Origin of the sequence: Microbacterium gilvum, from assembly GCF_039543865.1 — a bacterium.
In the GTDB taxonomy this organism is placed as follows: Bacteria; Actinomycetota; Actinomycetes; order Actinomycetales; family Microbacteriaceae; genus Microbacterium; species Microbacterium gilvum.
The window spans coordinates 210,235-236,569 of record NZ_BAABKO010000002.1 but is presented as its reverse complement, the minus strand read 5'-3'; the positions used below and the strand labels follow the sequence as shown (position 1 = coordinate 236,569).

Here is a 26,335-nt window from a genome sequence, read left to right as displayed (position 1 = left end):
AACGGGGCGACCGTCGCGGGAATCGCCGCGTTTCGCGGCGACCGGCGTCAGAGCGCCGCGCGCAGCCCGTCCACGAGCGGCGTCGTCGGGCGACCGATGAGGCGGGCGAGCGTTCCGTCGGTCTCGGCGAGCGCACCGTCGCGGATGTTCGCGTCGAGCGCCGTGACGAAGCCGACCGTGCCCTCGTCGAGGCCGGCGGCCGCGAGCGCTGCGGCGTGCTCCTCGGTGCTCAGCGGGGTGTAGCGCACCTCGCGTCCCACGACCTCCGAGGCGGCGGCGGCGAGTTCGTCGAAGCTCCACGCCACGTCGCCGCCGAGCTCGTACACCTCGCCGATGTGGCCGTCCTCGGTGAGCACGACCGCTGCGGCCTCGGCATAGTCGGCACGGCTCGCCGACGCGACGCGGCCGTCGCCGACGCTCGCCGCGATGACGCCCGTGTCCTTCGCGCGGGCGACGTCGCCGACGTAGTTCTCGGTGTACCAGTTGTTGCGGAGGATCACGGCGGGGATGCCCGCGGCCGCGATCGCCTCCTCCGTCGCCTTGTGCTCGGGGGCGAGCACGAGGTCGCTCGTGGTGGCCTTCGAGGCGCTCGTGTAGACGAGCTTCGCGACGCCCGCCGCGCGCGCGGCGTCGATGACGGCCCGGTGCTGGGCTGCGCGCTTGCCGACCTCGCTGCTCGAGACGAGCAGGACGGTGTCGACGCCGTCGACGGCTGCGGCGACGGACTCCGGTGCGTCGTAGTCGAGTGCGACGACCTGCACGCCGCGTGCGGCGAGGTCGGCGGCCTTCGCGGTGTCGCGTGCGCCCGCACGGACGGCGGAGGGGTCGACGCCGCGGGCGAGCAGGCTGTCGACGACGAGGCGGCCGAGGTGGCCGGTGGCACCGGTGACGAGGATGGTCATGGCGAGTCCTTTCTCAGGGGTTCGCGGGCCACAACGCCGCGATCCTCTTGCGCCTTCCCATCCGAAGGTACCCACTTTTCGGTAAGGTACCTACATGGCGGTGAGTTTCGCGCAGATCCGGGCTTCTCAGGAGCGCATCTTCGACGAGGGATGCGGCACGCGCGTCGTGCTCGACCACATCATGAGCAAATGGGGCGTGCTCGTGCTCTCCGCCCTCTCCGACGGCACGCTGCGCTGGGGCGAGCTGCGCCGCCAGGTCGACGGCATCAGCGAGAAGATGCTCGCCTCGACGCTGCGCACCCTCGCGGCAGACGGGCTCGTGCACCGCGAGTCGTTCCCCAGCGTGCCGCCGCACGTCGAGTACAGCCTGACGCCGCTCGGGCGCGACCTCATGGAGCGGATGCTGCCGCTCGTCGCCTGGGTCGCCGACCATGCCGAGGGGATGGTCGGACGGCCGTAGTCGTCCGCGACGTCTCGTCTCGCCTCCCTCGCTCCGGGGGTCGCGACACGAACGCGTCAGCGCCCGCGTGCGAAGAGCCGCAGGCGCGCGAAGAGGTCCTCGATGATGAGGCGCTCGTCGAGGTCGACGCACACGCTCTCGCCGTCGCGGCGCTCGAAGCGTGCGCGCGTGTGGGTCAATGCGGTCGCGGCGAGCGGAGCGCTGTCGCCGAGCGGCCACACCGGGTCGATCGCGACGCCGTCCGGAAGAGGCAGCTGGACGTAGCGCTCCCACAGCCATCGCCCGACCGAGCCTGCGCCCGTGAGCCGCTCCTCGGTCTCGGCGACGGAGATCGCGAGGAGGCGGTACGTCTCCGCGGGGAACCGGACGACCTCGAGCCCCGCTGTCGCCCGGACGAGCGCCGCCGCCTGCGGATCGGTGTCGCGGTTGTACTCGAACGAGTCGTCGAGGGTGCCGCCGACCCAGAGCAGCCTGATGCGCGAGGCGACGCGCGCGTCGAGGCGGATGGCATCGGCCACGTTGGTGAGCGGTCCGCCGCACACGACGGTGAGCGGCTCGTCGGCGGTCACCGCCGCATCGGCGATGAGCCGGGCCGCCGGCGTCTCGCGCGCGGTGTCCGTGACGGGATCGTCGGCTCCCGCCCTCACCGCCACATCCGGCTGGCCCAGCATCGCGAGCAGGTCGCGCGCGAGCACCGCCCCGCGCTCGGCGGTGCCGTCCGCGGGGCCGAACATGGGGTTCAGGAGGGAGCTCGTCACCCCGATCACGCGATCGGATGGCGAGAGGACGTGGTGTGCGAGCGCGACGAGCCCGTCGGGGTCGCCGGCCCAGTCGTTGTCGACGATCATCCGGCTCGTCTGCGCGATCGCGAGTGCCATGGAGCTCCTCCTCGAGTCTTGTGGTGAAAACATTACACCCGGCATGTTTTGGATGAGGGGCGGGTCGCGACCCGGCCTGCCTAGACTCGGCGCATGACGACACCGGCGCGCACCATCGGACGCATCCTGCTCGGCTCGGCACTCGCCTTCGCGGGCGCGTCGCACCTCACGGTCGCGCGCGAGGAGTTCCAGGCGCAGGTGCCCGACTTCGTCCCGCTCGAGCCCGACACGACCGTCGTCGCATCCGGTGTCGTCGAGATCGGGCTCGGCGCCGCGCTGCTCTTCGCCCGCAAGCGCCGTCGTGCCGTCGGGGTGATCGCCGCGCTGTTCTTCACGGCGATCTTCCCGGGCAACATCGCCCAGTGGCTCGAGCGCCGCAGCGCGTTCGGACTCGACACCGACGGCAAGCGCTTCGGGCGGCTGTTCTTCCAGCCCGTGCTCGTCGCGCTCGCCCTCTGGTCGACACGCTCGCCGCGGCATCGCTGACGGTCGGCCTCGCCCCGGCGCCCGTCGCGATCTCCGCGCGCTCGACCCGCTGCTCGTGCGAGGGGCGCCTTTCCGTGGCTGCTTGAAATTGCGCAACCGGTTTGCCAATATTGGAGGTGAATCGAGAGGACGACGATGCTGTCACCCCTGACGGGACCCCTGCACGGACGGGCCGATGACCGGCTCAGCCCCCTCGTCGAGCGCTTCGAGAAGCACCTCGCCGCCGACCCCGACTACTCCTTCCAGATGGCGGCGTACGCGGGCGGGAGGCTCGTGCTCGACGTGCACGGCGGCCCGCACCTGGCCGCCGACTCGCTCATGGTGCCGTACTCCGTCTCGAAGAACACGATCGGCGTCTCCCTCGCCCTCCTCGTGCAGCGCGGCGTCCTCGATCTCGACGCGCCCGTGGCCGATTGGTGGCCCGAGTTCGCCGTCGCGGGCAAGGAGCACGTCACCGGCCGGCAGCTCTTCTCGCATCAGGCGGGCATCCCCGAGGCCGACCCGCGCCTCACCTGGGACGAGCTGCTCGATCATTCGAAGGCTGCAGACCGGCTCGCGGCGACGCGTCCGTTCTGGCGGCCGGGATCGGCGTTCGGGTACCACGCGATCACGATCGGCAACCTCGCCGACGCGGCCGTGCAGCGCCTCGACGGCCGCACCCTGCACGCGTTCTACGAGGAAGCGGTGCGCGCGCCATCCGGGGCCGACGTCTTCCTCGGCCTTCCCCGCGAACGGGACGGCCGTCGCGTCGCCACGCTGCCCATGGTTCCCCCGCTCGGGGACGTCCCCGCGCCATCCGGCCATCACCCGCTCCGTGACATCGTCTTCGCCCCGGCCCCGGGCGAGCAGGTCGACCTCGCGAACGACGAGCGCTCGTACCGGTTCGGCCATCCCGCCGGATCGGCGACCGCGAGCGCCCTCGGCATCGCCACCCTGCTCGCGGCCGCCGTCACGGGGGTCGACGGCGCCGCGCCGCTGCTCGACGCCGACACCGTGGCGGTCGTCGGCGAGCAGCAGGTGCGCGGATTCGACGAGGTGCTCGGCCAGGAGGACCGCGCCCACTCGATCGTGTTCCAGAAGCCCAGCCAGCAGCTGGCCTTCGGCGGGCCGCGGAGCTTCGGGCACGACGGTGCGATGGGGGCACTCGGCACCGTCGATCCCGACTCGGGCGTGGCCTTCGGCTACACGGTGGCCCGCGGGCCGTGGCCCGGCGGGGCCGATCCTCGCGCCGTCCGCGCCGCACGCGAGATCGGAGGGGTGTCGTGGTGAACGACGCGCGCATCATCGTCACGACGGACCCCGAGCTCGACGACCTGAACTCGATGCTCCGGCTGCTCCTCTACAGCAACGAGATCGACATCGCGGCGCTCGTCTACTCGTCGAGCCGCTTCCACTACACGGGCGACCCGGCGCGCGGCATCGCGCCCCACCGGTGGCCGGCGCCCGGCGCGCGCCTCCACATCGACGAGGCCGTCGACGCGTACGCGGAGGCGTACGAGAGCCTGCGCCGGCACGACGCGCGGTATCCGCACCCGGAGCGCCTCCGCTCGATCACGGCGATGGGCAACGTCGCGACGGAGGGCGACATGGCCGCGCCCACGCCTGGGTCCGACCTCGTCCGCGACGTGCTGCTCGCGGACGCCCCCGGACAGGTGTTCGCGCAGGCGTGGGGCGGGACGAACACGATCGCCCGTGCCCTGCTGTCGATCGAGGAGGAGTACGCGGACACCGCGGAATGGGATGAGGTCCGCGCCCGCATCGTCGGCCGAACCGTCATCACGAGCTTCGCCGAACAGGACGGGACGTTCGCGGAGTACATCCGGCCGCACTGGCCCGACCTCGAGTTCCGCGACGTCGCGACGACCGCGTGGGGGTACTTCGCGTGGGACGTCGTCGCGCCCGAGGCGCAGAAGTACCTCACGGCCGAGTGGATGCGCGAGAACGTCTCGTCGGTCGGCCCGATCGGTGCCGCGTACCGCGTGTGGGGCGACGGCCGGCAGATGGCGGACGGCTTCGACGACGAGGACTACTTCGGCATCCCCGACGCCACCCGCGAGGAGCTCGAGGCGACCGGGTACCGGGTCTGGGCGCCGCTGCGGGAGAACGGCGCCTGGATCTCCGAGGGCGACACGTCGAACGTCGCGATGCACATCGACAACGGCCTGCGCAATGCCGAGCACCCGTCGTTCGGCGGCTGGGGCGGACGCCAGGTGCCGCACGCCGACGATCCGAAGCGCTGGACGAGTGTCGGGTTCGGACCATGGGACCCGTCCGCGCCCATGGTCGACGCGGGCGAGGTCGCGCAATGGTTCGGAGCGTTCCAGCGCGATCTCGCCGCCCGTCTGCGCTGGACCGTCGCCGCCCCGGAGGATGCCAACCACGCGCCGCGCGTCGTCGTCGAGGGCCCGCTCGATCGCGGGGTCCGGCCCGGCGAGCGCGTGGAGCTCGCGTTCTCGACGGCCGATCCGGATGGCGATGCCGTCGCGGTGAGCGCGCGCATCGTCGCGGGGGATGGCACGGTGTCGGTCTCCGAGGCCGGATGCGTCGTCGACGTGGCCGCCGACGCGCAGCCGGGCACGGCCATCCAGGTGATCGTCGAGGCGGTCGACGACGGGACGCCCGCGCTCACAGGCTACGCGCGGTTCGTGCTCACGGTGGGGTGAGGGTCAGCCGTCCAGCTCGGCTCGGGTGGGCGGGTCGGCGCCGGGGCGCGAGACGGTCACGGCCGCCGCGTCGGCGCTGCGACGCAGGATGGCGGTGAGCTCCGGCTCCGAGAGGGCTGCGATCGCCTCGCGTGCGGATGTGCCGGCCGCGCCCGCGGCGATGAGGCCGTCGACGAGCGCGCCCATGAACGTGTCGCCGGCGCCGACGGTGTCGACGACGTCGACGCGTGGTGAGGGAACGCGGGTGACCCGGTCGCCGCGGGCCGCGAGCGCGCCGTCCGATCCCGCCGTGATCACGACGAGCACGGCGCCGGCGGCGGTCCATCGTCGCGCGACGACGTCGATCGGCTCGCCGGGGTGCAGCCAGGCGGCGTCCTCGTCGCTCGCCTTCACGACGTCGGCGCGCGCGATGAGCGAGGCGACCCGTCGCCGCACGTCGTCCGCGTCGTCGACGAGGGAGGGGCGGATGTTCGGATCGAACGTCACGAGGGCCCTGGCGCGCAGCCGGTCGACGAGCGCCGACACCGCGTCGGCTCCCGGTGCGAGCACGGTCGCGATCGACCCCACGTGCAGCGCATCGGGCTCGCCGGCGTCGGTCGTGTCGACGCTCCAGTCGATCGCGAACTCGTAGGAGGCCGCCCCGGTCGCATCGAGCGCGGCCGCTGCGGTCGACGTGCGGGAGGCGACAGCCCCTTCGACGGCGACCCCCGACGCCTCGAGCCACGCGCGCACGCCGCGACCCCGCTCGTCGTCGCCCAGGTGGGTCAGCAGACGCGGCGCGCGCCCGAGGCGGCCCAGCGTGATCGCGACGTTGGCGGGGCTGCCGCCGGGCTTCTCGTCGACGGAGCCGTCGGCGCGGCGGACGACGTCGACGAGGGCTTCGCCGACGACGAGGATGTCCGGAGTGGAGGTCATGCGTTCATTGTGGCGTGCTCCGAGACGGGGCCGTATTACCTGAATGCATCTTCAGTCATGCCGTAGCGTGAGGGGATGGCATCCTCCGGCTCGCGCGGTCGCGCCATGGCGCGCGCCGTCGTCGCCGTCTCGATGCTGGCGGCGATGCTGCTGCCGGCGGGGTGCCTCACGGGCGACGGCGTGAGCGGCGGGCTCGCGCGAGCTCTCGCCGACGACCCGGCCGTCGTCGAGACCGACCTCACGACGGCCGACGGCATGCCCTTCACGGGCGGTGCGGGCGGCACCGTCACGGTCGTCGACGATCTCGACGACAACCGTCTCGCGGCGATCTCCGAGCGCATCCGTTCGCACGACGAGGGCGCCGACGTGCGCGTCGACGTCGTCGTCGGCGGATGGCGCGTGCCCGTCCTGCGCGATGCGGCGCGCAACGAGGAGGCGCTCGGAGTGCTCCGCGAGCTGCGCGCGGACGACGCGCTGGTGTCGGGGTCGCTCATCGCCGACGACGCGCACGAGCGCCTCGACGGGGTCTCGGTCGTGACGCGCGACGCGGAGCGCGCCATCGCCTTCGTCGGAGGGGACGCGCCGCATGCACCCGCGACCCGCGCCGCCGAGGATGTCGACGGAGTCCTCTCCCTCAGGGGGCGCGCGGGCGAATGGGTGCGCCGCGGGGTGGTGGCGTGGCGTGCCCTCACGGCCGAGATCCCGGTGGTGTCCACGGAGATCGACGCGGACGGCTTCGACGTCCGCATCCTCGAGGAGGACGATGCCGCACGTGCGCAGGCGATCCTCGCGCACGCGCTCGACGGCTCGGGGATGGCCGTCTTCGTCTCGAGCGAGCTCGTCGTGCTCGCGCCCGGAGCGCAGGGCCACGCCGTGCGTGCACTCATCGCCTCGCTTCCGTCGCCGCCGATGTCGGCCTGGTCGGACGACCGGTCGGCGAGCCTGGAGTTCCCGACGGCGGACGACCTGCTGGCGGCGGCGCGGTCGGTCGGCGCCACGACGCTCGATCCGGTCACGCTCTCGGCTCCAGGGATCGAGGTGGGCGACGACCCTGCGCGGCTCGAGGCGCGTATGGAGGCCACGACGAGGGTGATCGAGCACGACGGCGTCGCGGCCGTCCGCGTGAACCCGTCGACCGGCGTGACGCTGCAACTCGACGAGGGTGCCGCGCCGACGGCCGACTACGCGTCGGCACTCCGGGAGCTCGCACGCACGGGCGAGCGGATCTGCGTCGAGCGGCCGGCCGAGGCGGTGCTGTGCGTCACGGCCGCCGATCGGATCGAGGGCGAGGGGTCGTTCGCGGACGCATGGAACGCGGCGCGATAGCCGGGTCGCGGCGCTCGCCTGCGCCTGCGGGTCGTCAGGCGGTGTGCGGCGCGCTCCAGGGTGCGGCGGGGTCGACGGCGCGAGCGATGCGCTCCGCGATCACGCCGAGCTGACGCACCTGCGCGTCGGTGAGCGGAGCGAAGACGAGCTCCTCGACGAGCGCGTGGTGGGCCGGCGTCGACTGCACGAGCAGGGCCATCCCGGCGTCGGTGAGCGTCGCGAGGGTGACGCGCCCGTCGGACGGGTCGATGCGGCGCCGCACGAGATCCTTCTTCTCCAATCGCGCGACGGCGCGCGAGAGGCGGGAGAGCGTGCTGCTCGCATAGCCCGCGAGGGTGCTCATCCGCAACGTGCGCTCGGGGGCCGTCGACAGCGCGTACATCACCCCGTGCTCGAAATGGGCCAGGCCGCTGTCGCGCTGCAGCTGCGCGTCGAGGGCAGCCGGGAGACGCTCGAGCACGGTGGCGACCGACGCCCACACGGCGAGGCGCGCGGGTTCGAGTCCGATCGGGGCGGTATCGGCGTCCATTCTCAGGAGCCTACCTCGCATTCACTTGCTCAGGAAAGTCAATCGTGCCAGCATTGCTTGCCTGGGAAAGTGAATGATGAGTGGAGGGCGGGATCCGTGGATCTTCAGCTGCAGGGCAGGACGGCGTTCGTGAGCGGATCGACGCAGGGGATCGGGTTCGCGATCGCCTCGGCGCTGGCCGCGGAGGGGGCGGCCGTCGTCGTGAACGGCCGGTCGGCGGACAGCGTCGACCGGGCGGTGGCGGCGCTCCGCGCCGCTCATCCCGGCGTCGTCCATCGCGGGGTGGCTGCCGACTTCGCACGGGTCGACGAGGTCGACCGGCTTCACGATGAGCTCGGCGAGGTCGACATCCTCGTGAACAATGTGGGCCTGTTCGGGCTCGCGGAGTTCGCGGACATCGACGACGATGACTGGGCGCGCTATCTCGAGGTGAACCTGATGAGCGCTGTGCGCCTCTCGCGGCGGCTGCTCCCCGGCATGCTCGAGCGCGGCTGGGGCCGTGTGCTGCTCGTGAGCAGCGAGTCGGGCGTCAACGTGCCCGCCGACATGATCCACTACGGCGTCACGAAGGCGGGCATGATCGCGCTCGGCAACGGCCTGGCGAAGCTCACCCGCGGCACGGCAGTCACCGTGAACACCATCCTCGGCGGCCCCACCTACTCCGAGGGTGTCGCCGGCGCGGTCGCCGCGATCGCCGACGCGCAGGGAGCGCCGGAGGACGTCGTCAAGGCGGCCGTCATCGGGCAGAACGCGACGACGCTCCTCGAGCGCTTCCTCGAACCCCGCGAGGTCGCGCACCTCGCCGTCTACCTCGCGAGCCCGCTGTCGTCGGCGACGAACGGGGCGGCCATCCGCGCCGACGGGGGTGTGCTCACGGCGATGCTGTGATGCGGGTGCGGCCGGGCGGCGCCCCGATCCCTGTCACACGGGCGGCGACGGAGCCGGTTCCCGCGGAGTCGTCTCCCGCTGCACGAGGGCATGCCCGGCGATCTCGGCGCGCGGTCCGCCGGCCGCGCCCGCGATGCGCTCCAGCAGCAGGTCGACGGCGCGCGCGGCGACCCAGTCGAGACCCGACTCGATCGTGGTGAGGGGCGGCGAGGCGAACCGCGCCTCGTCCACATCGTCGAAGCCGATGACGGCGACCTCCTCTGGCACGCGGACGCCGTGCGCCTGGAGGGCGCTGAGGGCGCCGAGGGCCAGCGCGTCATTCAGGCCGAACACGGCGTCGAACTCCGCGCCGCCCTCGATCAACGCGTGCACGGCGGCGGCGCCGGCCGATCTCGTCCACGCGATCGGCCCGACGACGAGGTCGTCGTCGACGGGCAGCTCGCTGTCGCGGAGTGCCGCGAAGAACCCGCGCGCGCGCAGCGACGCGGCGGCCGGGGCATCGCTGCGCTCGGCGCCGAGGCCGACGATGCGCCGGCGCCCGCCCGCGACCAGGTGCCGGGTCGCGTCGTAGGCGCCGCGCTCGTTGTCGACCGTGACGAAGTCGAACCGCGACGCGTCGGCCCGATCGCCGATGAGCACGATCGGCACGTCCACGGTCGCTGCGGCGATGTCGTCGGCACCCAGAGCAAGCGGCCCGAACACGAAGCCGTCGACGGAGCGCCCCCGGCCCCCACTCAGGATCGCGAGCTCATGCGCACGGTCGCCGCCCGTGACCTCGACGAGCACGTTCACGTCGTTCCTCTGCGCGGCAGCCACGACCGCCTGCGCGAACTGCGAGAAGTACGGGTGCGCGAGCTCCGGCACGGCGAGGCCGATCGCCCCCGTGCGCCCTGAGCTGAGGTTCCGCGCCGAGATGTTGACCTTGTAGTTGAGCTCGTCGACGGCCGCGGCGATGCGGGCGCGCGTCTCGTCCCGCAGGTAGCGGTACCCGTTGAAGTAGTTCGAGACGGTCTTCTTCGAGACCCCGGCCACCCGGGCGACGTCCGCCATCGTCGGTGCGCTGTTCATCGTCCCCACCATCCTGAATTGCCTATTGCAAGTCTAGTGCACCGGTGTACTATCGCCGTAGTGCACCGGTGTACTACCGACAAACGGACATCGATCTCATCGAGGAGAACCATGGTCAGCGTCTCTGACTCGCTCATCGCCCCTGCCGCGCCGGCCCGTCCCACCACGCTTCGGCCGATGGATCTGCGTCGCGTGCAGCTGGGGGACGGCTTCCTCGGCGACTGGCAGCGGGTGAACCGAGGGGAGACGATTCCGCACGTCATCGCCCGTCTGGAGTCGACCGGCGTCCTCGACAATCTGCGCCGTCTCGTGGGCGAGAGCGAGGCCCCCTTCCGCGGGCCGCTGTTCGCCGACTCCGATCTCTACAAGACGCTCGAGGCGATCGGATGGGAGGCCGCGCGCGGCGATGTGACGGAGTTCCTGCAGTTCGTCGACGAGTCGGTCCGCCTGCTCGCGGCGGTGCAGGAGCCCGACGGCTACCTCGACAGCTACTACCAGGGTCCGCGGGCGGGGGAGCGGTTCACCGACCTGACGCAGGGGCACGAGATGTACAAGCTCGGGCATCTCATCCAGGCGGCCGTCGCGTGGGCCCACGCGGGTCGGACCGACCTGCTCGAGATCGCGTTGCGCTATGTCGAGCTCGTGCACGAGACCTTCGGCGCGGGCGGTCGGGACGACATCGACGGGCATCCCGAGATCGAGACGGCGCTCGTCGAGCTGTCCCGTCTCACCGGAGACGGCCGTCATCGCGAGCTCGCGAAGCGGATGCTCGATCTCCGGGGGTACCGGACCATCGGCGAGGGCGCGTTCGGGGGCGCCTACTATCAGGACTACACGCCGGTGAAGGACGCACGGGAGGCGACCGGACACGCCGTGCGCCAGCTGTACCTGGTCGCCGGAGCCGCCGACGTCGAGCTCGACGAGGCGGACGCCGGGTACCGCGACGCGCTCGACGCGCTGTGGGCCAGCGTGCACGAGCAGAAGATGTACATCACCGGCGGCCTCGGCTCACGGCACCGCGGCGAGTCGTTCGGCGACCCGTACGAGCTGCCGGCCGACCGCGCGTATTCCGAGACGTGCGCGGCCATCGCGAACCTGCACTGGAACTGGCGGATGCTCCTGCTCGACGGCGACGCACGCTACGCCGACGAGATCGAGCGCGGCCTCTACAACGCGATCGCGGTGTCGACGTCGATCGACGGCAGGTCGTACTTCTACTCCAATCCGCTGCAGCTGCGTTCCGGGCACACGCACGAGGAGGACGCCCCCTCGACGCGTCTCGACTGGTACTTCTGCGCCTGCTGTCCGCCCAACCTCGCGCGACTGCTCTCGTCGATCAACGCCTATCTCCTGACGGAGACGGATGAGGCGGTGCAGTTCCACCTCTACGCAGCGGGACGCTACGACATCGGCGACGGCATCACCGCCACGGTCACGACGGACTTCCCGTGGGACGGGCGCATCGGCATCGCCTTCGACGCGCCGACGGTGCGGGAGACGCACCTTCGCGTGCCCGCGTGGGCGCGGGGCGCGACGCTCTCCACCGACGGCAGCGACGACCGCCCGGTCGAGGACGGCTATACGACCGTCCAGGCGGGCGTGTCCACGGTCACGCTCACGTTGCCTGTCGAGCCGGTGTTCGAGCGAGCCCATCCGTGGGTGGACGGCGCGCGTGGTGCACTGGCGCTGCGTCGCGGGCCGGTCTACTACTGCCTCGAGGAAGCAGACCTGCCCGCCGGCGTCCGACTGGAGGACGTGCTCATCCCGACCGAGCCCGTCGCTTCTGAGGCAGGTGTCGAAGCGAGCCTCGGCGCGCCGACGCTGGCCATCGGCGGCGCCCGCCGTCGCGCCGACGCGGCCGACCTGTACTCGGCGGGTGAATCTGCTCCCGCGACCGAGCTCGGAGACATCCGAGCCATTCCCTACTTCCGGTGGGCGAACCGCGCCCCCGGAGCCATGCGCGTGTGGGTGCCGACCGTCTGACACCTTCCACGCTGCCGAGCAATCGGACACCCTTCACCACTCAGAGAGGAACCACGCAATGAGGCGTCACCTGAAGCCTTTCATCGCCCTGGCCGCCGTGTCGGCATTGGGCATCAGCCTGGCCGGCTGCTCCACGTCCGGCGGGGGAGACGGAGCCGAGAGCGGCGGTACGGTCACCATGTGGGTGCGGGACTCGCAGTCCCGGTTCATGCAGCAGCTCGCTGACGCGTTCAACGAGGCCCATGACACCCAGGTCGAGATCACCCTCGTCACCTCGGCCGACTACGTGCAGAAGTTCGGGACGGCGGCGGCAGGCGGCGACGCCCCCGACATCGCATCGCTCGACCTCGTCTACGTGCCGTACTTCGCCTCCGTCGGAGCGCTATCCGACATCAGCGATCAGTGGGACAGCCTCGACTACACCGACGACATGAGCCCGGGACACGTGGCCCAGGGCGTGTACGAGGACGCGGTGTACTCGGTGCCGTTCACCGCCGACGTCTCGGCGATGTTCTACAACAAGGACCTGTTCGCGGCTGCCGGGCTCGACCCGGAAGCTCCGCCGACGACCATGGACGAGGTCAGGGCAGCCGCTGACGCGATCGCCGCGGCCGGAGACGGCGACTACGGTTTCGCATTCTCCGGTGCCTGCGGCGGATGCAACATCTTCTCCATGGGCCCGTACGTCTGGGCACAGGAAGGCGACGTGCTCTCCGAGGACGGCATCGACGCGCGATTCGACAGCGCCGAGGTGACATCGACCCTCGAGCTGTACCGCGGCATGTGGGAGTCGGGTGCCATGCCCGCTCTCGTGCAGTCAGACGGCGGGTCCAACGCGGGCGACGCGTTCAACCAGGGCAAGGTCGGCATCTACAACTGGGGCACCTTCTTCCTCAGCTCCCTCGAGGAGGAAGCCGACTTCGACTGGGGCGTGGCCCCCATCCCGGGCGCCGAAGACGGGCAGATCGGCTCGTTCGCGGGCGGTGACAACCTCACCATCCCCGCCGGAGCCGACAACCCCGACGGCGCGTGGGAGTTCCTGGAGTGGGCGACCGGTCAGGACGCGCAGGCGATCATCGCGGAGAACGGCGTGATGCCGACGCGGCTCGACCTGCTGGAGGACCTCTACATCTCGCAGGACGCGCGCTTCCAGGTCTTCGCCGACGCTCTCGAAGTCGGACGCGTGCCCTACAGCGTCATCGAGAACGAGATCATCAACGACCCGAACGGCGTCTGGTCGACCATGATCCAGGAGGCCGTCTTCGGACCCGGCAGCGTCGAGGACGCGCAGGCGAAGGCGCAGGAGGCCGCTCAGGCGCTTCTCGACGACGCCAACAGCTGACACGTCCTCGCCGGGGCGGCCACGCCGGCCGCCCCGGCCCTTCCGGAGAGACACCATGACCGCACTTCCGCAGGCAGCGCCGCCGACACGGACGCGCACCGACCGCATCGCTCGACGACGAGGACGTCTCGGGCTCCTTCTCAGCCTCCCCGCCTTCGTCCTCTTGGGCCTCTTCTTCGTCTGGCCGCTTGTTCGGACGGTCGTGATGTCCCTGCACGACTGGCCGCTGCTCGGCGTCCCCGAGTTCACCGGATTCGAGAACTACATCGCCGCCTTCCGCGATGAGGGCTTCCTCCGCGCCGCAGGCTTCACGCTGCTCTACACCGTTGTGACCACGCCGATCCTCATCATCCTGGCGTTCCTGCTCGCCTTCCTCGTCCGAGGCGGCACCCGCGCTCACCGCTTCTTCCAGACCATCTACTTCCTCCCGGTCGTCATCGGCCTCGCGTCGGGGTCGTACATCTGGCTGTTCATGTGGCAGTCCGACATCGGACCGACGACGACTCTCCTCGGCGATCTCGGCCTCATCGACCCCACCCGGAACTTCTTCGCCGAGTTCGGCTCCGCCTTCGCGATCGTCGTCGCCATGGTCACCTGGAAGGTCGTCGGGCTCCAGATGCTCCTCGTGCTCGCCGGCATCCAAGGCGTTCCGGACGAGGTGAACGAGGCAGCGCGCATCGACGGGGCGATCCCCTGGCAGAGCTTCTGGCACATCACCGTCCCGCTGCTCCGCCCGACGCTCGCGCTCGTGCTGGTGTTCTCCGTCGCCGGTTCGCTGCTCGCGTTCGATCAGTTCTACATCCTGACCACGGGCGGTCCTGCCGGGTCGACGATCACTGCGGTGTTCGAGATCTACCGATCGGGCTTCGTGAAGTTCGACGTCGGCTATGCCTCTGCTCTCTCCATCCTGCTCATGCTCGCCCTCGGTGTCGTCAGCGCCGTGCAGATGCTTCTCCTTCGGAACTCGGACAACTCATGACCGCCACGCTCTCCTCGACGACCCTCGTCGTCCTGCCCAACGCCACCCAGCGCCCTCAGCGCCGTCAGCGGATACTGCCTCGTGTCGCGTGGTGGGTCATCAGCGTCTGCCTCGCCGTCCTCTTCCTCTATCCGATCGGGGTCATGCTGTCCCAGGTCGGGCCCAGCGACCTCGCGCAGATCTTCGATTCCCGTCGGGGGCTCAGCGTCTGGCAGAGCGCCGGGAACTCCGCCTTCGTCGCGCTGCTCGCGACCGGCGTTGCCGTCGTGGTCAGCACCTGCGCCGGATACGCGTTCGCGAAGCTGCCCTATCGGGGAAGCAGCATCGCCTTCTTCATCACCCTGATCACGTTCATGATCCCGTTCCAGGCGATCATCACCCCGCTCTACCTCGTGCTGCGCGACATCGGCCTCCAGAACACCCTCGTGGGCGTGGCGCTCGTCATCGCGACCTTCAACCTGCCGCTCGGCATCTTCCTCATGCGCAACTCGTTCGCAGCGATCCCATCCTCGCTCGAGGAGGCGGCGCAGATCGACGGCGCCACCGCATTCAGCGCCATGTGGAGAGTCATGCTCCCTGTCGCGGTACCCGGGGTCGTGTCGACCGCATTGCTGTCGTTCTTCGCCGCCTGGAACGAGTTCTTCGCCGCGCTCATCCTCATCACCGACCAGAAGCTGTACACCCTCCCCGTCAGCATCGGCATCCTGTCGGCCGACGCGAACTTCCAGCTCGACTTCGGCCTCATGCAGACCGGTGTGGCCATCACCGTCGTCCCGTGCGTCGTCGTCTACCTGGTGCTGCAGAAGTACTACGTCGCGGGCCTCCTGGGAGGGGCGCTGAAGTGAGCTGGACGCCGAGGACCTCGAGCTCCCCGATGCGGATGCTCCGCCGGCGGCAGGCTGCTCCCACTCCGCGGGCGCCGAGCCGCTCCCAGACCGTGTCCGGGGCGTAGCCGGGATACGCGAACCAGGCCGTGTCGTTCCCGCCCGGGCGAGCATCGCGCGCTCCTCCGGCGTGATCGGCTCGCGGGAGTGCGCTGGGTCGTCCCCGACGACCCCCGCGGGGCGGCCGCGTGTGGCGTGGCCTCCCCGAAACCGGCACCTATTTCTCAAGCAGGCCCGTTCTCCGATACCCCCGCCGTCTTGGATCGGGCGACTTCGCCCGTCAGCAACTCTCGGCGGACTACGCTCCCTGTCGCTCAGACCCCACCGGCTCCCCGCTGGCGCTTTTGGGGACGGTCGTGGCGGTGTAGCTCGCGAGGAGTTTGAGCGCGTCTGCTGAGGGTGTACCAGGTACTGCTGTGTAGGTCGACATCGTGAGGCCAGGGTCCGCGGGCAGTTCGAAGGCTTCGTAGGTCAGCTCGAGCGGTCCGACGACGGGGTGGCGCAGCTTCTTGACTCCGGTGCGGTGATAGCGGACGTTGTGGGCGGCCCAGAGCGTGCGGAACCGGTCGGAGCGTGTCGATAGCTCGCCGACGAGAGCGGTCAGTCGCTTGTCGTAGGGGTTGCGGCCGGCTTCTCCGCGCATCGTGGCCACGAGCTCCTGGGTGTTCTTCTCCCACTCGACATAGAACTCCGGAGCGGCTGGGTTGAGGAATGCGAAGCGGGCGCTGTTCGGTGCCGGCTCCGCGAAGAGGGGTGCGTAGAGTGCGCGACCGAGCCTGTTGGCGGCGACGTAGTCGAAGTAGTTGTTGCGGATCATCGCTGGTGCATCCGTGATCGCGTCGAGGAGACGCTGGATGCTGGGGCGGATGGTGTCTGCAGCCTTTCGCGGCTTGCGTGCGGCGGGGGAGGCATTCGCCGTTCGCGCGAGGTCGAAGAGGTGAGCCGTCTCGGCGTCATCGAGGTGCAGTGCTCGGGCGAGCGAGTCGAGAACGCTGTCGGAGGCGCCGGAGAGGTCGCCGCGCTCGAGGCGCGTGTAGTAGTCGACGCTGACACCGGCCATGAGGGCTACCTCTTCGCGGCGGAGCCCGGGGACTCGACGGTTACCGCCGAATGCGGGCAGGCCGGCTTGGTCGGGGGTGATCCGGTTCCTCCTGGTCGAGAGGAACTCTCGCACTTCGCCACGGTGGTCCATGCGGACGAACCTACGCCGCCCGCGCGGCTCGAGGGAGGGTCTGCCGTTACCGGGCACACCGGAACGGGCCCGTCGCGCTTGATGACCTGTCTGCCGCGAGGGGAGTACCGGCAGTACCTGGGACAGCGGACACTGCCGCCCGAACATCGCCGGTGCTGACATGGACGTGGGAAGGAAACCGATGACCACGACCACCGATGCGGTGCGCACCACCCCTCTCCACAAGGGGGCGATTTTGACGATCGTCCTCGTCAGCTACTTCATGATCCTCCTGGACAACTCCGTCATCTTCACGGCGTTGCCCAGCCTGCAGGCCGACCTGACCCTGTCATCGACGGAGCTCGCGTGGGTGCAGGATGCCTACACACTCGTCTTCGGCGGTCTGCTGCTGCTCGGCGCCCGTGCGGGGGACCTCCTCGGCCGCAAGTCCGTGTTCATCTTCGGCCTGATCGTGTTCGCCATCGCGTCGCTGCTGATCGCCCTGTCACCGGCCGGATGGTGGCTGATCACGGCACGTGCGGTGCAGGGCATCGGTGCCGCGGTGATCGCCCCGTCAGCGCTCTCCCTGATCACGGTGAGCTTCCAGGGTGAGGAACGCGCACGTGCAGTCGCCTGGTACTCCGCCACCGCCGGGATCGGCGCGAGCTTGGGCCTGGTCGTGGGAGGGGCCGCCGCGTCATGGATCACGTGGCGGGCAGGGTTCTTCATCAACGTCCCGATCGGAATCGCGATGCTGCTTCTCGCTCCGCGCTTCCTTCCTCGTGCCGCGAAGCTGCCCGGACGATTCGACATCCTCGGAGCCGTCACCTCCACGGTCGGCGTCGGATCCCTCGTCTTCGCGATCCTCCACGCGGCGGAATCGGGATGGACGGCTGCTCCGACTCTCGCGGGGTTCGCCGCCGCGGCTGTCGTGCTCGCGCTGTTCGTCCTCGCCGAAGCACGTGCGGCGCAGCCGATCATGCCGCTCCGGCTGTTCGCCAGCCGCATCCGCACCGGCGCGTACCTGGCACGCCTGATGTACATGGGCGCGATGATCGGATTCTTCTTCTTCACCAGCCAATTCCTGCAAGAAGCCCTCGAGTTCACGCCCCTCCAGGCGGGTTTCGCGTTCCTCCCCATGACGCTCGTGAACTTCGCGGTCGCCATGTTCATCCCTCGCCTGACCGCCTGGTTCGGGAACACCGCGACCTTGCTGATCGGCGTCGCATTCACCCTCGCGGGCATGGTGTGGCTCAGCCGCATCACCACCGACAGCGACTACCTGCTCGCCGTCGCACTGCCCATGCTACTCATCGGTATCGGCCAGGGCTTCGCGTTCGCGCCGCTGACCAACTTCGGCATCACCGGGGCGACCGCCTCCGATGCCGGAGCCGCATCCGGGGTCGTGAACACCTTCCACCAGGTGGGTTCCTCCCTCGGACTCGGCATCCTCGTCGCGGTGGGTACCGCAGCCGAGGCCGGTGTCACCGGGACCGCGGCCGCGGTGACGGCGGAAGCCTCCGCGGCCCTCACGGTCGGCAGCATCTTCCTGACGCTCTCCCTCTTGGCCGCCGCGGTGCTCATCGCACCCGCCACCCGCGCCGCGAGCCGGGCCGGTCGCGACCCGCTGGGAGCTAACACCGGGCCCTCCCGGGGCCGCAGCCTGATCACCGTCGCGAAGCGCGTCTTCGCAGAAAAGGAGAACCACGCATGACCCCGACCCTCACCCTCAACAACGGCGTCACCCTCCCGGCCATCGGGCTGGGCGTGTTCCAGTCCGCCCCCGAAGAGACCGCCGCGGCCGTCGCTGAAGCGCTGCGCGTCGGGTACCGGCACATCGACACCGCCGCCGCCTACGGCAACGAACGTGAGGTCGGGGAAGGCATCCGCCGCTCCGGCGTGAACCGAGACGACATCTTCATCGAGACCAAGGTGTGGGTGTCGGATTTCGGGTACGAGAAGACTCTCCACGCGTTCGAGAAGGCGACCGGCAAGCTCGGTATCGACACCCTCGACCTGCTGATCCTGCACCAGCCCGCACCGGACCGGTTCGACACCACGATCGGTGCCTACAAGGCGCTCGAGACGTTGCTCGCTGACGGGAAGGTCCGCGCCATCGGTGTCAGCAACTTCATGCCCCACCACCTCGAGCGGTTGATCCGAGAGACCGAGGTCGTGCCGGCAGTGAACCAGGTGGAGCTGCACCCCTACTTCACTCAGTCTGAGGTTCAGGCAGCAGACGCCGCGCGCGGCATCCTCACCCAGGCGTGGTCACCCATCGGGGGGATCACGTTCTACCCCGGGTGGGGTGACGAGACCCGCCGCAGCGTCCTCGACGACGCGACCATCGCGGACATCGCCCGTGCCCACGGGAAGACCCCCGCCCAGGTCATGCTCCGCTGGGGCATCCAGCAGGGCCGCTCCGTCATCCCCAAGTCCACCAACCCGGCCCGCATCGCGGAGAACTTCGACGTGTTCGACTTCGCGCTCAGCAGGGACGACCTCCACCGCATCGACGCCCTGGACACGGGCGTACGCGGCGGCCCGGACCCCGACCAGCCGCGAGCCGCGTTCTACGACCGCGTCATCGACGAAGCCTGACCCATTCAGCGAAGGACACCATCATGGACAACCGTCTCCTCGGACGCACCGGCGTCTCCGTGAGCCCGCTCTGCCTCGGCACGATGATGTTCGGTCCCTGAGGTAACCAGGACGTCGAGGACAGCATCCGCATCATCCACGCCGCGCTCGACGCCGGCAGGGAGCTCAGCCGCCGTCGGGGTCGTGCTTCTCAGCACGGCCCTGACCGGCTGCTCACCGGAGCAGGCGCCCGACGTGAGCGACTACGTCGACGGCGTCGACACCGCGACAGGTTGGTACGGGTCGCTGCCCTCACACCGTGACGTGAGTCTCGAAACCCAGGGTGAAACGCCACCGGCGCCCGTCCGGTCCACATCGCCCTCATGACCGCGATCGGCGTGACCAACCGCGAGGATGGCTAGCGGTCCGCGTCAGCGCGGGGGCGGCCCCGTCGTCCGGCGGACGACGAGCGTCGGGTCGGAGACCTCGAGCGCGGGGGCCGCATCGGGATCCGAAGTGCGGGCGATCGCCATCCGGGCGCCTGCACGGCCGAGGTCGCGGCCGTGCAGGTCGATCGTCGTGAGCGCCGTGCCGGGCGCGCTCGAGATCGACGAGTTGTCGTACCCGACCACCGACACGTCCGCTCCCGGCGTCAGGCCGCGCGCGTGCAGCAGGTCGAGCACGCCGAGCGCGGCCTGGTCGTTGTGCGCGAACACCGCCGTCGGCGGATCCACCGCGTCGAAGAGCCGCGCGGCCTCGGCGGCGACCTCCTCGCGGGCGTACGACGTGACGACGGTGCGCGGTCGGAGGCCGGCGCCGGCCATCGCCGCCTCGTATCCGCGGCCGCGGTCGCGGTAGCCGTCGGCCGGGGGGTTCGCGAAGAAGACGACGTCGCGGTGACCGAGCGCGAGCAGGTGCTCCGTCGCGAGCCGCGCTCCGACGAGGTTGTCGGAGTACGCGCTGTCGACGCCCGGGATGCGTCGAGCCACGGCGACGAGTGGCGTGCGCGCCGAGTGCGTGAGCGCCTCGGCGTCGGGCAGCCGCAGACCCGCCGCGACGATCGCCGCGACGCGGGTGCCCTGCAGCGTGGTCAGCGAGGCGGCGTCGCGATCCTCGTCGCGTGAGCCGATCGCGAGCACGAGCTCTCGTCCGTGCTCCTCCGCCACCTCCCGGATGCCGTCGTAGAGGCCGGCGAACAGGTCGTTGTGGAGGTCCTGGAGGAACACCCCGAGCGCGGAGGAGCCCCGTGTCGCGAGCTGCGCGGCGACACGGTTGTGGACGTACCCGAGTCGCTCTCCCACCTCGAGGATGTGCCGGCGGGTCGCCTCGCTCACCCCGAACGCATTGCGGTAGGCGAGGGAGACGAGCGCGCGGGAGACGCCCGCTTCGCGTGCGACATCCTCCATCGTGGTCCGCGGCACGGATCACCTCCCGGGCTTGACAGTAGTATCTAGAGCGCTCTAGATTCTGTCATGTCCTGACAAACACGGATCGAAGCGAGGAAGCTCATGACCGCTGGCGACGCCGCCGCCCCCCGCGTGGGGATCGCGCCCGACTCCTGGGGAGTGTGGAATGCGGAGGACCCCGTCCAGCCGCCCGCAGCCCAGTACCTCCGCGAGGTCGGGGAGGCCGGCTTCCACTACACCGAGCTCGGCCCGTTCGGCTACCTCGGGACCGACGTCGCGCGACTCCGCGACGACTTCGCGCGCCACGATCTCGCCCTGTCGGCGGGAACCGTGTTCACGGCCCTGCACGCGGGGGATGTCGAGCGCGCGTGGGTCGATGTGCGCGAGGTCGCGCAGGTGGTGCACGCGCTCGGCGCCGAGCATGTCGTGGTCATCCCGCAGCTCTGGGATCGCGCAGCCGACGGCACGGTCCAGGGCGACCGCGCCTTCTCCGCGGACGAGTGGTCGACGTTCCTCGCGGGGCACGACGAGATCGGCCGCCGCCTCTTCGAGGAGCTCGGCATGCGCCAGCAGTTCCACTCCCACGCCGAGAGCCCGATCGGCTCGTACCGGGAGGTCGTGCGCCTCCTCGAGGGAACCGACGAGCGCTACGTCAACCTCTGCCTCGACACCGGCCATCTCGCGTACTACGCGGGCGACAGCGTCCGGCTCATCCGCGCGTTCCCCTCGCGCATCGGCTACCTGCACCTCAAGCAGGTGGAGCCCGACCTCCTCGCCGACGTGCTGAAGAACGACATCCCGTTCGCCGAAGCCGTGCGCGACGGCGTCATGGTCGAGCCGCCGCTCGGCGTGCCCGAGTACGGGTCGCTGCTCGCCGAGGCGGCGATCGCGAACCCCGGCCTCTTCGCGATCGTCGAGCAGGACATGTACCCCGTCGCCGACTTCGCGCAGCCGCTCGAGATCGCCCGGCGCACGCGTGCGTACATCGAGACCTGCGGCGCGCCCGTGCGCTTCCGCTGACCCCATCCGACCCCGTCTCAGAGGAGAGATCATGACCACCCCCATCCGCGTCGCCGTCATCGGAGCCGGCATGGCCGGCCAGGCGCACGCCTTCGGCTACCGCACCGCCTCCATGGCCGTGAGCGCCCCCATCCGCGTCGTGCTCGACACCATCGCCGATCCGAACCTCCCGCTCGCCCAGTCGGTCGCCGACCGCTACGGCTTCGCGCAGGCCACCGCCGACATCGACGCCCTGCTCGCCCGCGACGACATCGACGCCATCAGCGTCGCGCTGCCGAACTTCCTCCACGCCGACGTGCTGCCCGCCGTGATCGCGTCGGGCAAGCACGTGTTCGCCGAGAAGCCCATCGGCCGCACGGTCGCCGAGGCGACCGCGCTGCAGGCCCTCGCCGACGCGTCGGACGCGGTGACGGGGGTGGGCTTCTCCTTCCGGCGCCTGCCCGGACTCGCCGCGCTCGCGCAGGCGGTCGCGGACGGCCGCATCGGCGAGGTGCACACGGTGCGCGGCTGGTACTACGCCGACTACGCCGCCGATCCCTCCGGTGCTCTCTCCTGGCGGTACTCGCAGGAGCAGTCAGGCGGCGGCGCGCTGCTCGACATCGGATCCCACGCCATCGACGCCGTGCAGTTCGTCGCCGGCGCGATCTCGGAGGTGCGCAATGCGACGCTGCGCACCGTCATCGCCGAGCGGCCCAAGCCCGCCGCCGGCGCGATCGGGCACGGCGCGTCGACCTCCGACGAGGTCGGCCCCGTCGACAACGACGACGTCGCGCTGCTGACCGTCGGCTTCGCCTCCGGCGCGATCGGGCAGGTCGAGCTCAGCCGCATCGCCCAGGGCGTGCCGAACTCGCTCGGCATCGAGGTGTTCGGCACGCGCGGCCATGCGACGTTCGACTCGATCGCGGCCGGCGAGTTCTCCGTCTTCGAGGACGGGCTCACCGACGCCGCCTACAACGGCCCGCGGCGCATCTTCACGAGCCCGGCCCACCCGTACTTCCGCGACGTCGCCGCGATGCCCGGCGGCGGGGTCGGAACGGGGTATGCCGAGGCGTTCACCGCCGAGATCCAGGAGTTCCTCCGGAGCGTGGCGGCCGGAACGCCCATGGACACCGACTTCGCCGCGGCCTCGGCCATGATGCGCGTCGTCGGCGCGGCCCTCGAGTCCAGCCGCACGGGCGCCGCCGTCGTCGTCGGCTGATCCTGACGGGGAGGGCGCCGCCTGACCGGCGCCCTCCCGCTCCCGCTCCGGTCGCGCGCGACGACCGGGGCCATCCCGCCGCCCTGTCGGGCGTACGCTCGCGCACAGACGAAGGAGTCCCCATGTCGACCGTCCCCCGAGGCGCGTCCCCGCTGCCGCCGCTCACCGCAGGCCCCTACCGCCGCCGTCTCACCGTCGTCGCGTTCGTCGCGACCATCGGCGGCCTGCTGTTCGGGTACGACACCGGCGTCATCAACGGCGCGCTGCGCCCGATGACCGAGGAACTCGGCCTCACGCCCATCACGGAGGGCGTCGTGACCTCGTCGCTGCTGTTCGGCGCTGCAGTCGGCGCCGTGGTCGGAGGGCGCCTCGCCGACGGATGGGGAAGAAAGCGCACCATCCTGCTGCTCGCCTTCGCCTTCCTCGCCGGCACGCTGACATGCGTCGCCGCGCCGGGGTTCGAGGTCATGGTCGCCGGCCGCATCGTCCTCGGGATCGCCGTGGGCGCCGCATCCACCGTCGTCCCCGTCTACCTCGCGGAGCTCGCCCCGTTCGAGATCCGCGGATCGCTCTCGGGGCGCAACGAGCTGATGATCGTCATCGGCGCGTTCGCCGCGTTCGTCGTCAACGCCGTCATCGGCAACCTGCTCGGCCACCTCGACGGCGTGTGGCGCATCATGCTCGCCGTCTGCGCGATCCCGGCGGTCTTCCTCTTCGTCGGGATGCTCCGGATGCCCGAGTCGCCGCGCTGGCTCATGGCGCGCGGTCGCGACGCGGAGGCGCTCGAGATCATGCGGACCATCCGGCCGGACGGACGCGCGGAGGCGGAGCTCGCGGAGATCGCGCGGGTCGCGGCTGAGGAGAGCGCGGAGCGGACGACGGGATGGCGCGCGGTGCTCGCCAACCCCTGGCTGCGCCGCATCCTCCTGATCGGCATCGGGATCGCCGTGTTCCAGCAGCTGACCGGCATCAACACGATCATCTACTACGGCCAGACCGTGCTCGTCGAAGCGGGCTTCGACGAGCACGCCGCTCTCATCGCGAACGTCGTGCCGGGGGCGATCGGAGTCGTCGGAGGGTTCATCGCGATCGTCAACATGGAGCGGATCGACCGCCGCACGACCTTCATCCTCGGCTACGCGCTGACGACCGTCTGCCACGTGCTCATCGGCATCGCCTCCGTCGCGTTCCCCGTCGGGAACCCCGCGCGGCCGTATGTCATCCTCGTGCTCGTCGTGGCGTTCGTCGGGTCGATGCAGACGTTCCTCAACGTCGCGACGTGGGTGATCCTCTCGGAGATCTTCCCCCTCCACATGCGCGGCCTCGGGATCGGCATCTCGGTGTTCTGCATGTGGATCGCGAACGCCCTCCTCGGGCTGTTCTTCCCCACGATCGTCGACGGCATCGGCATCACCGGCTCGTTCCTCATGCTCGCCGCGTTCAACCTGCTGGCGCTCGGGTTCGTGCACCGCTGGCTGCCGGAGACGCGCGGCCGTACCCTCGAGGCCCTCGAGCAGGACGTCACGACCGGCGCGATCTACACGGTGCCGCGACGCGGGCGGCGCTGAGGGCCCTTCCGGAGGCCCGGGCGCCCCGCGCCCGGGCCGCCGTCGTCACGACACGAGCAGCTCGACCAGTCCGCGCATCGTGCGCGCGACGTCGCCGAACTCGTGCTCGTCGGCGCGCGTCGAGAACATCTCCGTCACCCACCATCCGTCGTAGCCGGTCGCCTTCACGGCGTCCACCCACTCCTGCAGCGGGATGGCGCCGCCTCCGATGATCACGTCGCGATGGTCCGCGACGTTCGGCACCTCCCTGGCCAGGTCGATCGGCGTCGCGTCCGACACGTGCACCGCCTCGATGAGCTCGGCGGGCAGTGCGGCGACCTCGGCGAGCGTGTCGCCGACGAGCCAGAAGTGCCAGAAGTCGACCGCGATCCGCACGTTGTCACGTCCTACGGCGTCGACGAGCCGCAGCAGCTGTTCGCAGCGGTTGACGTTCGTCCACGCGAGCGGTTCGACGAAGACCCGCAGACCGCGGTCGGCGGCGATGTCGGCCGCCGTGCGGACGTTGCGGGCCACGGCGTCGAGCGCGTCCTGCTCCGACCGCCCGAGCGTCCCGCGGTAGCGCGGGTCGTCGACGTCGAGGCCCCCGAACCGGAAGTCGCGGACGACCCGCCAGTCGGAGGGGCCCGTGCACAGCTGCACGCTGGGTGCGCCGACCGCGACGGCGATGTCGGCCATCCGCTCCACGTCGGCGACGAACTCGTCGTGCGCATCGCCCTGCCGCTCGACGTCCTGGACGGCGCCGAGGCCGGTGACGACGAGGTCGCCGGCGAGCGCGCGCACGTCCTCCGGCCGGAAGCCCGCGTCGAGATACCGGTACAGCTTCGGGCTCTGCAGCTCGACGCCCGCGAAGCCCGCGTCGCGCGCGGCACGCAGGTCGGTGCGGACGTTGCCGTGAAACGTCGTCGTCACGTTCATGGCGATCTTCGCCGTCATGGGGCTCTCCTCATCGTTGATGGAATGTCTTGACAACTGAGTCTAGAGCGCTCTAGTCTCCGATCAAGTCCTCCCGACCCGATGCGGAGGACCGCCACCATCTCAAGGAAGAGAGGCGTCACATGTCCATCAAGAGGATCGCGGCCGCAGCACTCGGAGCCGCAGCGCTCGTCATCGCCCTCGCGGGGTGCTCGGGCTCGGGCACGGCCGGAACGGGAGAGGCCGGCGCCGGCGACGCGCCCGCCGCCGCGGGCGACATCAAGCTGTGCGTCTACACGCACGGCGACGGGGGGACGTTCTGGTCGGTCGTCCAGAAGGGCGCCGAGGATGCCGCCGCCGCCTACGGCGTCACGCTCGACTACCAGGGGTCGACCAACGACTCCTCACGCCAGGCGTCCATGATCGAAGCCGGCATCAGCGGAGGCTGCGACGGCATTGCCGCATCGGCGCCGGATCCCGGCGCGATCACCGACGCCATGCAGGCCGCCGCCGACGCGGGTATCCCCACCGTGACCGTGAACTCCGGATCGGCCGTCTTCGCCGATCTCGGCGCCTTCACGCACGTCGGTCAGGACGAGATCGTCGCGGGTCGCGAGGCCGGCGACCAGTTCGACGAGCTCGGTGCCACGAAGATCCTGTGCGTCGTCCACGAGGCCGCCAACTCCGGTCTCCTGGAGCGGTGCGACGGAGCGGCCGAGACCTTCGACGGCGAGGTCGTCGAGCTCAACGCCGACCAGGCGCTCGCCGACCTCACGGCGGCCGAGGCGAAGGTCAGGGCCTCGCTTGAGGCCGATCCCGGCATCGACGCCGTCTTCGCCGTCAATGCCGACGTCGCCACGGGCGCCGCGCTCCCCGCCATCGCCGCCGTCGGGCGCGACATCCAGGTCGGCACGGTCGATCTGTCGGCCGACGCGCTCACCGCGATCTCGAGCGGCGACCTCGCCTTCGCGATCGACCAGCAGCAGTATGCGCAAGGGCACCTCGCGATCGAGCTGCTCTTCCTCGCCGTGACCGATGCGATCGAGCTCGGAGGCGGCCTGCCGATGTACACCGGCCCCGCGTTCGTCACCGCAGACAATGTCGACGCCGTGCAGGCGTCGGTCGACGCGGGCACCCGCTGACCCCTTGACGGCTGCGGGGCGGCTCCGCGCCGCCC

24 protein-coding genes are annotated in these 26,335 nt (G+C 70.7%); 16 read left to right on the top strand and 8 right to left on the bottom strand.

Annotated elements, in window-relative coordinates; genetic code table 11:
- Positions 1–47: 47 nt before the first annotated feature.
- Positions 48–902: an SDR family oxidoreductase gene (locus ABD998_RS06905; RefSeq protein ID WP_345437379.1), complete on the bottom strand. Its 855-nt coding sequence runs from the start codon at positions 900–902 to the stop codon at positions 48–50.
- Positions 903–996: 94 nt separating this feature from the next.
- On the opposite strand from ABD998_RS06905, the gene ABD998_RS06900 reads away from it, so the two are divergent.
- On the top strand, positions 997–1,362 hold the full coding sequence (locus tag ABD998_RS06900) for a winged helix-turn-helix transcriptional regulator (protein ID WP_345437377.1): 366 nt from the start codon (positions 997–999) through the stop codon (positions 1,360–1,362).
- Positions 1,363–1,418: 56 nt separating this feature from the next.
- Here the strand turns inward: ABD998_RS06900 and ABD998_RS06895 are convergent, their stop codons facing one another.
- Positions 1,419–2,240, bottom strand: a complete 822-nt coding sequence (locus ABD998_RS06895; protein WP_345437375.1) for a nucleoside hydrolase — start codon at positions 2,238–2,240, stop codon at positions 1,419–1,421.
- A 93-nt stretch (positions 2,241–2,333) separates the two neighbouring features.
- Between ABD998_RS06895 and ABD998_RS06890 the strand changes: the two genes are divergently transcribed.
- The 3 genes from ABD998_RS06890 (at position 2,334) to ABD998_RS06880 (ending at position 5,389) form a co-directional block, all read left to right on the top strand.
- Positions 2,334–2,726 (top strand): DoxX family protein, encoded by a 393-nt coding sequence (locus tag ABD998_RS06890; RefSeq protein ID WP_345437373.1) that lies wholly within the window; start codon positions 2,334–2,336, stop codon positions 2,724–2,726.
- Positions 2,727–2,861: 135 nt separating this feature from the next.
- The gene (locus tag ABD998_RS06885) at positions 2,862–3,995 is read left to right on the top strand and encodes a serine hydrolase domain-containing protein (protein ID WP_345437371.1); all 1,134 of its coding nucleotides are present in this window, start codon (positions 2,862–2,864) and stop codon (positions 3,993–3,995) included.
- Entirely contained in the window at positions 3,992–5,389 is a 1,398-nt protein-coding gene (locus ABD998_RS06880; RefSeq protein WP_345437369.1) for a DUF1593 domain-containing protein, read from the top strand. The genes ABD998_RS06885 and ABD998_RS06880 overlap by 4 nt, the downstream gene beginning before the upstream one ends.
- A gap of 3 nt (positions 5,390–5,392) precedes the next feature.
- Here ABD998_RS06880 and ABD998_RS06875 read toward each other — a convergent pair whose 3' ends face one another.
- The gene (locus ABD998_RS06875; RefSeq protein ID WP_345437367.1) at positions 5,393–6,304 is read right to left on the bottom strand and encodes a carbohydrate kinase family protein; all 912 of its coding nucleotides are present in this window, start codon (positions 6,302–6,304) and stop codon (positions 5,393–5,395) included.
- A gap of 75 nt (positions 6,305–6,379) precedes the next feature.
- Here ABD998_RS06875 and ABD998_RS06870 point away from each other — a divergent pair, with 75 nt between their 5' ends.
- Positions 6,380–7,630 carry a hypothetical protein gene (locus tag ABD998_RS06870; RefSeq protein ID WP_345437365.1) on the top strand — a complete coding sequence of 417 codons (1,251 nt, stop codon included), beginning with the start codon at positions 6,380–6,382 and terminating at the stop codon, positions 7,628–7,630.
- A gap of 34 nt (positions 7,631–7,664) precedes the next feature.
- On the opposite strand, the gene ABD998_RS06865 is transcribed toward ABD998_RS06870, so the two are convergent.
- Positions 7,665–8,159 (bottom strand): MarR family winged helix-turn-helix transcriptional regulator, encoded by a 495-nt coding sequence (locus ABD998_RS06865; protein WP_345437363.1) that lies wholly within the window; start codon positions 8,157–8,159, stop codon positions 7,665–7,667.
- A gap of 96 nt (positions 8,160–8,255) precedes the next feature.
- On the opposite strand from ABD998_RS06865, the gene ABD998_RS06860 reads away from it, so the two are divergent.
- The gene (locus ABD998_RS06860; RefSeq protein WP_345437361.1) at positions 8,256–9,047 is read left to right on the top strand and encodes an SDR family NAD(P)-dependent oxidoreductase; all 792 of its coding nucleotides are present in this window, start codon (positions 8,256–8,258) and stop codon (positions 9,045–9,047) included.
- 33 nt (positions 9,048–9,080) lie between these two features.
- Here the strand turns inward: ABD998_RS06860 and ABD998_RS06855 are convergent, their stop codons facing one another.
- A complete protein-coding gene (locus ABD998_RS06855; protein WP_345437359.1) occupies positions 9,081–10,115 on the bottom strand; it encodes a LacI family DNA-binding transcriptional regulator in 1,035 nt (344 codons plus the stop codon).
- Between the two features lie 111 nt (positions 10,116–10,226).
- Between ABD998_RS06855 and ABD998_RS06850 the strand changes: the two genes are divergently transcribed.
- From ABD998_RS06850 to ABD998_RS06835, 4 genes are read left to right on the top strand one after another with little or no spacing between them, the layout of a single operon-like run.
- Entirely contained in the window at positions 10,227–12,098 is a 1,872-nt protein-coding gene (locus ABD998_RS06850) for a glycoside hydrolase family 127 protein (RefSeq protein WP_345437357.1), read from the top strand.
- A 58-nt stretch (positions 12,099–12,156) separates the two neighbouring features.
- The gene (locus ABD998_RS06845) at positions 12,157–13,440 is read left to right on the top strand and encodes an ABC transporter substrate-binding protein (protein WP_345437355.1); all 1,284 of its coding nucleotides are present in this window, start codon (positions 12,157–12,159) and stop codon (positions 13,438–13,440) included.
- Between the two features lie 55 nt (positions 13,441–13,495).
- Entirely contained in the window at positions 13,496–14,419 is a 924-nt protein-coding gene (locus ABD998_RS06840; RefSeq protein WP_345437353.1) for a carbohydrate ABC transporter permease, read from the top strand.
- The gene (locus tag ABD998_RS06835; RefSeq protein WP_345437351.1) at positions 14,416–15,264 is read left to right on the top strand and encodes a carbohydrate ABC transporter permease; all 849 of its coding nucleotides are present in this window, start codon (positions 14,416–14,418) and stop codon (positions 15,262–15,264) included. Before ABD998_RS06840 ends, ABD998_RS06835 begins: the two co-directional genes overlap by 4 nt.
- Positions 15,265–15,601: 337 nt before the next feature.
- Here ABD998_RS06835 and ABD998_RS06830 read toward each other — a convergent pair whose 3' ends face one another.
- Positions 15,602–16,495, bottom strand: coding sequence for a helix-turn-helix domain-containing protein (locus ABD998_RS06830; RefSeq protein ID WP_345437349.1), 894 nt, complete (start codon positions 16,493–16,495; stop codon positions 15,602–15,604).
- Positions 16,496–16,676: 181 nt separating this feature from the next.
- On the opposite strand from ABD998_RS06830, the gene ABD998_RS06825 reads away from it, so the two are divergent.
- Both ABD998_RS06825 and ABD998_RS06820 read left to right on the top strand, forming a co-directional pair.
- A complete protein-coding gene (locus ABD998_RS06825; RefSeq protein ID WP_345437347.1) occupies positions 16,677–18,188 on the top strand; it encodes an MFS transporter in 1,512 nt (503 codons plus the stop codon).
- Positions 18,185–19,075 (top strand): aldo/keto reductase, encoded by an 891-nt coding sequence (locus ABD998_RS06820; protein WP_345437345.1) that lies wholly within the window; start codon positions 18,185–18,187, stop codon positions 19,073–19,075. The genes ABD998_RS06825 and ABD998_RS06820 overlap by 4 nt, the downstream gene beginning before the upstream one ends.
- 410 nt (positions 19,076–19,485) lie before the next feature.
- On the opposite strand, the gene ABD998_RS06815 is transcribed toward ABD998_RS06820, so the two are convergent.
- Positions 19,486–20,475: a LacI family DNA-binding transcriptional regulator gene (locus ABD998_RS06815; protein ID WP_345437343.1), complete on the bottom strand. Its 990-nt coding sequence runs from the start codon at positions 20,473–20,475 to the stop codon at positions 19,486–19,488.
- 87 nt (positions 20,476–20,562) lie between these two features.
- Between ABD998_RS06815 and ABD998_RS06810 the strand changes: the two genes are divergently transcribed.
- From ABD998_RS06810 to ABD998_RS06800, 3 genes are all read left to right on the top strand, one after another.
- Positions 20,563–21,480 carry a sugar phosphate isomerase/epimerase family protein gene (locus tag ABD998_RS06810; protein ID WP_345437341.1) on the top strand — a complete coding sequence of 306 codons (918 nt, stop codon included), beginning with the start codon at positions 20,563–20,565 and terminating at the stop codon, positions 21,478–21,480.
- A gap of 31 nt (positions 21,481–21,511) precedes the next feature.
- Complete coding sequence (locus tag ABD998_RS06805; RefSeq protein WP_345437339.1) at positions 21,512–22,678, top strand: Gfo/Idh/MocA family protein; 1,167 nt, start codon at positions 21,512–21,514, stop codon at positions 22,676–22,678.
- Positions 22,679–22,800: 122 nt separating this feature from the next.
- Positions 22,801–24,246: a sugar porter family MFS transporter gene (locus ABD998_RS06800; RefSeq protein WP_345437337.1), complete on the top strand. Its 1,446-nt coding sequence runs from the start codon at positions 22,801–22,803 to the stop codon at positions 24,244–24,246.
- 45 nt (positions 24,247–24,291) lie between these two features.
- Here ABD998_RS06800 and ABD998_RS06795 read toward each other — a convergent pair whose 3' ends face one another.
- Complete coding sequence (locus ABD998_RS06795) at positions 24,292–25,179, bottom strand: sugar phosphate isomerase/epimerase family protein (RefSeq protein WP_345437335.1); 888 nt, start codon at positions 25,177–25,179, stop codon at positions 24,292–24,294.
- 122 nt (positions 25,180–25,301) lie between these two features.
- Between ABD998_RS06795 and ABD998_RS06790 the strand changes: the two genes are divergently transcribed.
- Positions 25,302–26,300 carry a substrate-binding domain-containing protein gene (locus ABD998_RS06790; protein WP_345437333.1) on the top strand — a complete coding sequence of 333 codons (999 nt, stop codon included), beginning with the start codon at positions 25,302–25,304 and terminating at the stop codon, positions 26,298–26,300.
- The last annotated feature ends 35 nt before the right edge of the window (positions 26,301–26,335 follow it).

Excerpts from the sequence above, each read along its gene's own strand:
- ABD998_RS06890 (WP_345437373.1), top strand. The coding sequence starts at position 2,334 with ATGACGACACCGGCGCGCACCATCGGACGCATCCTGCTCGGCTCGGCA.
- ABD998_RS06855 (WP_345437359.1), bottom strand. The coding sequence starts at position 10,115 with ATGAACAGCGCACCGACGATGGCGGACGTCGCCCGGGTGGCCGGGGTC.
- ABD998_RS06850 (WP_345437357.1), top strand. The coding sequence starts at position 10,227 with ATGGTCAGCGTCTCTGACTCGCTCATCGCCCCTGCCGCGCCGGCCCGT.
- ABD998_RS06820 (WP_345437345.1), top strand. The coding sequence starts at position 18,185 with ATGACCCCGACCCTCACCCTCAACAACGGCGTCACCCTCCCGGCCATC.
- ABD998_RS06805 (WP_345437339.1), top strand. The coding sequence starts at position 21,512 with ATGACCACCCCCATCCGCGTCGCCGTCATCGGAGCCGGCATGGCCGGC.
- ABD998_RS06800 (WP_345437337.1), top strand. The coding sequence starts at position 22,801 with ATGTCGACCGTCCCCCGAGGCGCGTCCCCGCTGCCGCCGCTCACCGCA.
- ABD998_RS06845 (WP_345437355.1), top strand. The coding sequence starts at position 12,157 with ATGAGGCGTCACCTGAAGCCTTTCATCGCCCTGGCCGCCGTGTCGGCA.
- ABD998_RS06840 (WP_345437353.1), top strand. The coding sequence starts at position 13,496 with ATGACCGCACTTCCGCAGGCAGCGCCGCCGACACGGACGCGCACCGAC.
- ABD998_RS06905 (WP_345437379.1), bottom strand. The coding sequence starts at position 902 with ATGACCATCCTCGTCACCGGTGCCACCGGCCACCTCGGCCGCCTCGTC.
- ABD998_RS06790 (WP_345437333.1), top strand. The coding sequence starts at position 25,302 with ATGTCCATCAAGAGGATCGCGGCCGCAGCACTCGGAGCCGCAGCGCTC.
- ABD998_RS06835 (WP_345437351.1), top strand. The coding sequence starts at position 14,416 with ATGACCGCCACGCTCTCCTCGACGACCCTCGTCGTCCTGCCCAACGCC.
- ABD998_RS06875 (WP_345437367.1), bottom strand. The coding sequence starts at position 6,304 with ATGACCTCCACTCCGGACATCCTCGTCGTCGGCGAAGCCCTCGTCGAC.
- ABD998_RS06870 (WP_345437365.1), top strand. The coding sequence starts at position 6,380 with ATGGCATCCTCCGGCTCGCGCGGTCGCGCCATGGCGCGCGCCGTCGTC.
- ABD998_RS06795 (WP_345437335.1), bottom strand. The coding sequence starts at position 25,179 with ATGACGGCGAAGATCGCCATGAACGTGACGACGACGTTTCACGGCAAC.
- ABD998_RS06885 (WP_345437371.1), top strand. The coding sequence starts at position 2,862 with ATGCTGTCACCCCTGACGGGACCCCTGCACGGACGGGCCGATGACCGG.
- ABD998_RS06825 (WP_345437347.1), top strand. The coding sequence starts at position 16,677 with ATGACCACGACCACCGATGCGGTGCGCACCACCCCTCTCCACAAGGGG.
- ABD998_RS06900 (WP_345437377.1), top strand. The coding sequence starts at position 997 with ATGGCGGTGAGTTTCGCGCAGATCCGGGCTTCTCAGGAGCGCATCTTC.
- ABD998_RS06865 (WP_345437363.1), bottom strand. The coding sequence starts at position 8,159 with ATGGACGCCGATACCGCCCCGATCGGACTCGAACCCGCGCGCCTCGCC.
- ABD998_RS06830 (WP_345437349.1), bottom strand. The coding sequence starts at position 16,495 with ATGGACCACCGTGGCGAAGTGCGAGAGTTCCTCTCGACCAGGAGGAAC.
- ABD998_RS06895 (WP_345437375.1), bottom strand. The coding sequence starts at position 2,240 with ATGGCACTCGCGATCGCGCAGACGAGCCGGATGATCGTCGACAACGAC.
- ABD998_RS06810 (WP_345437341.1), top strand. The coding sequence starts at position 20,563 with ATGACCGCTGGCGACGCCGCCGCCCCCCGCGTGGGGATCGCGCCCGAC.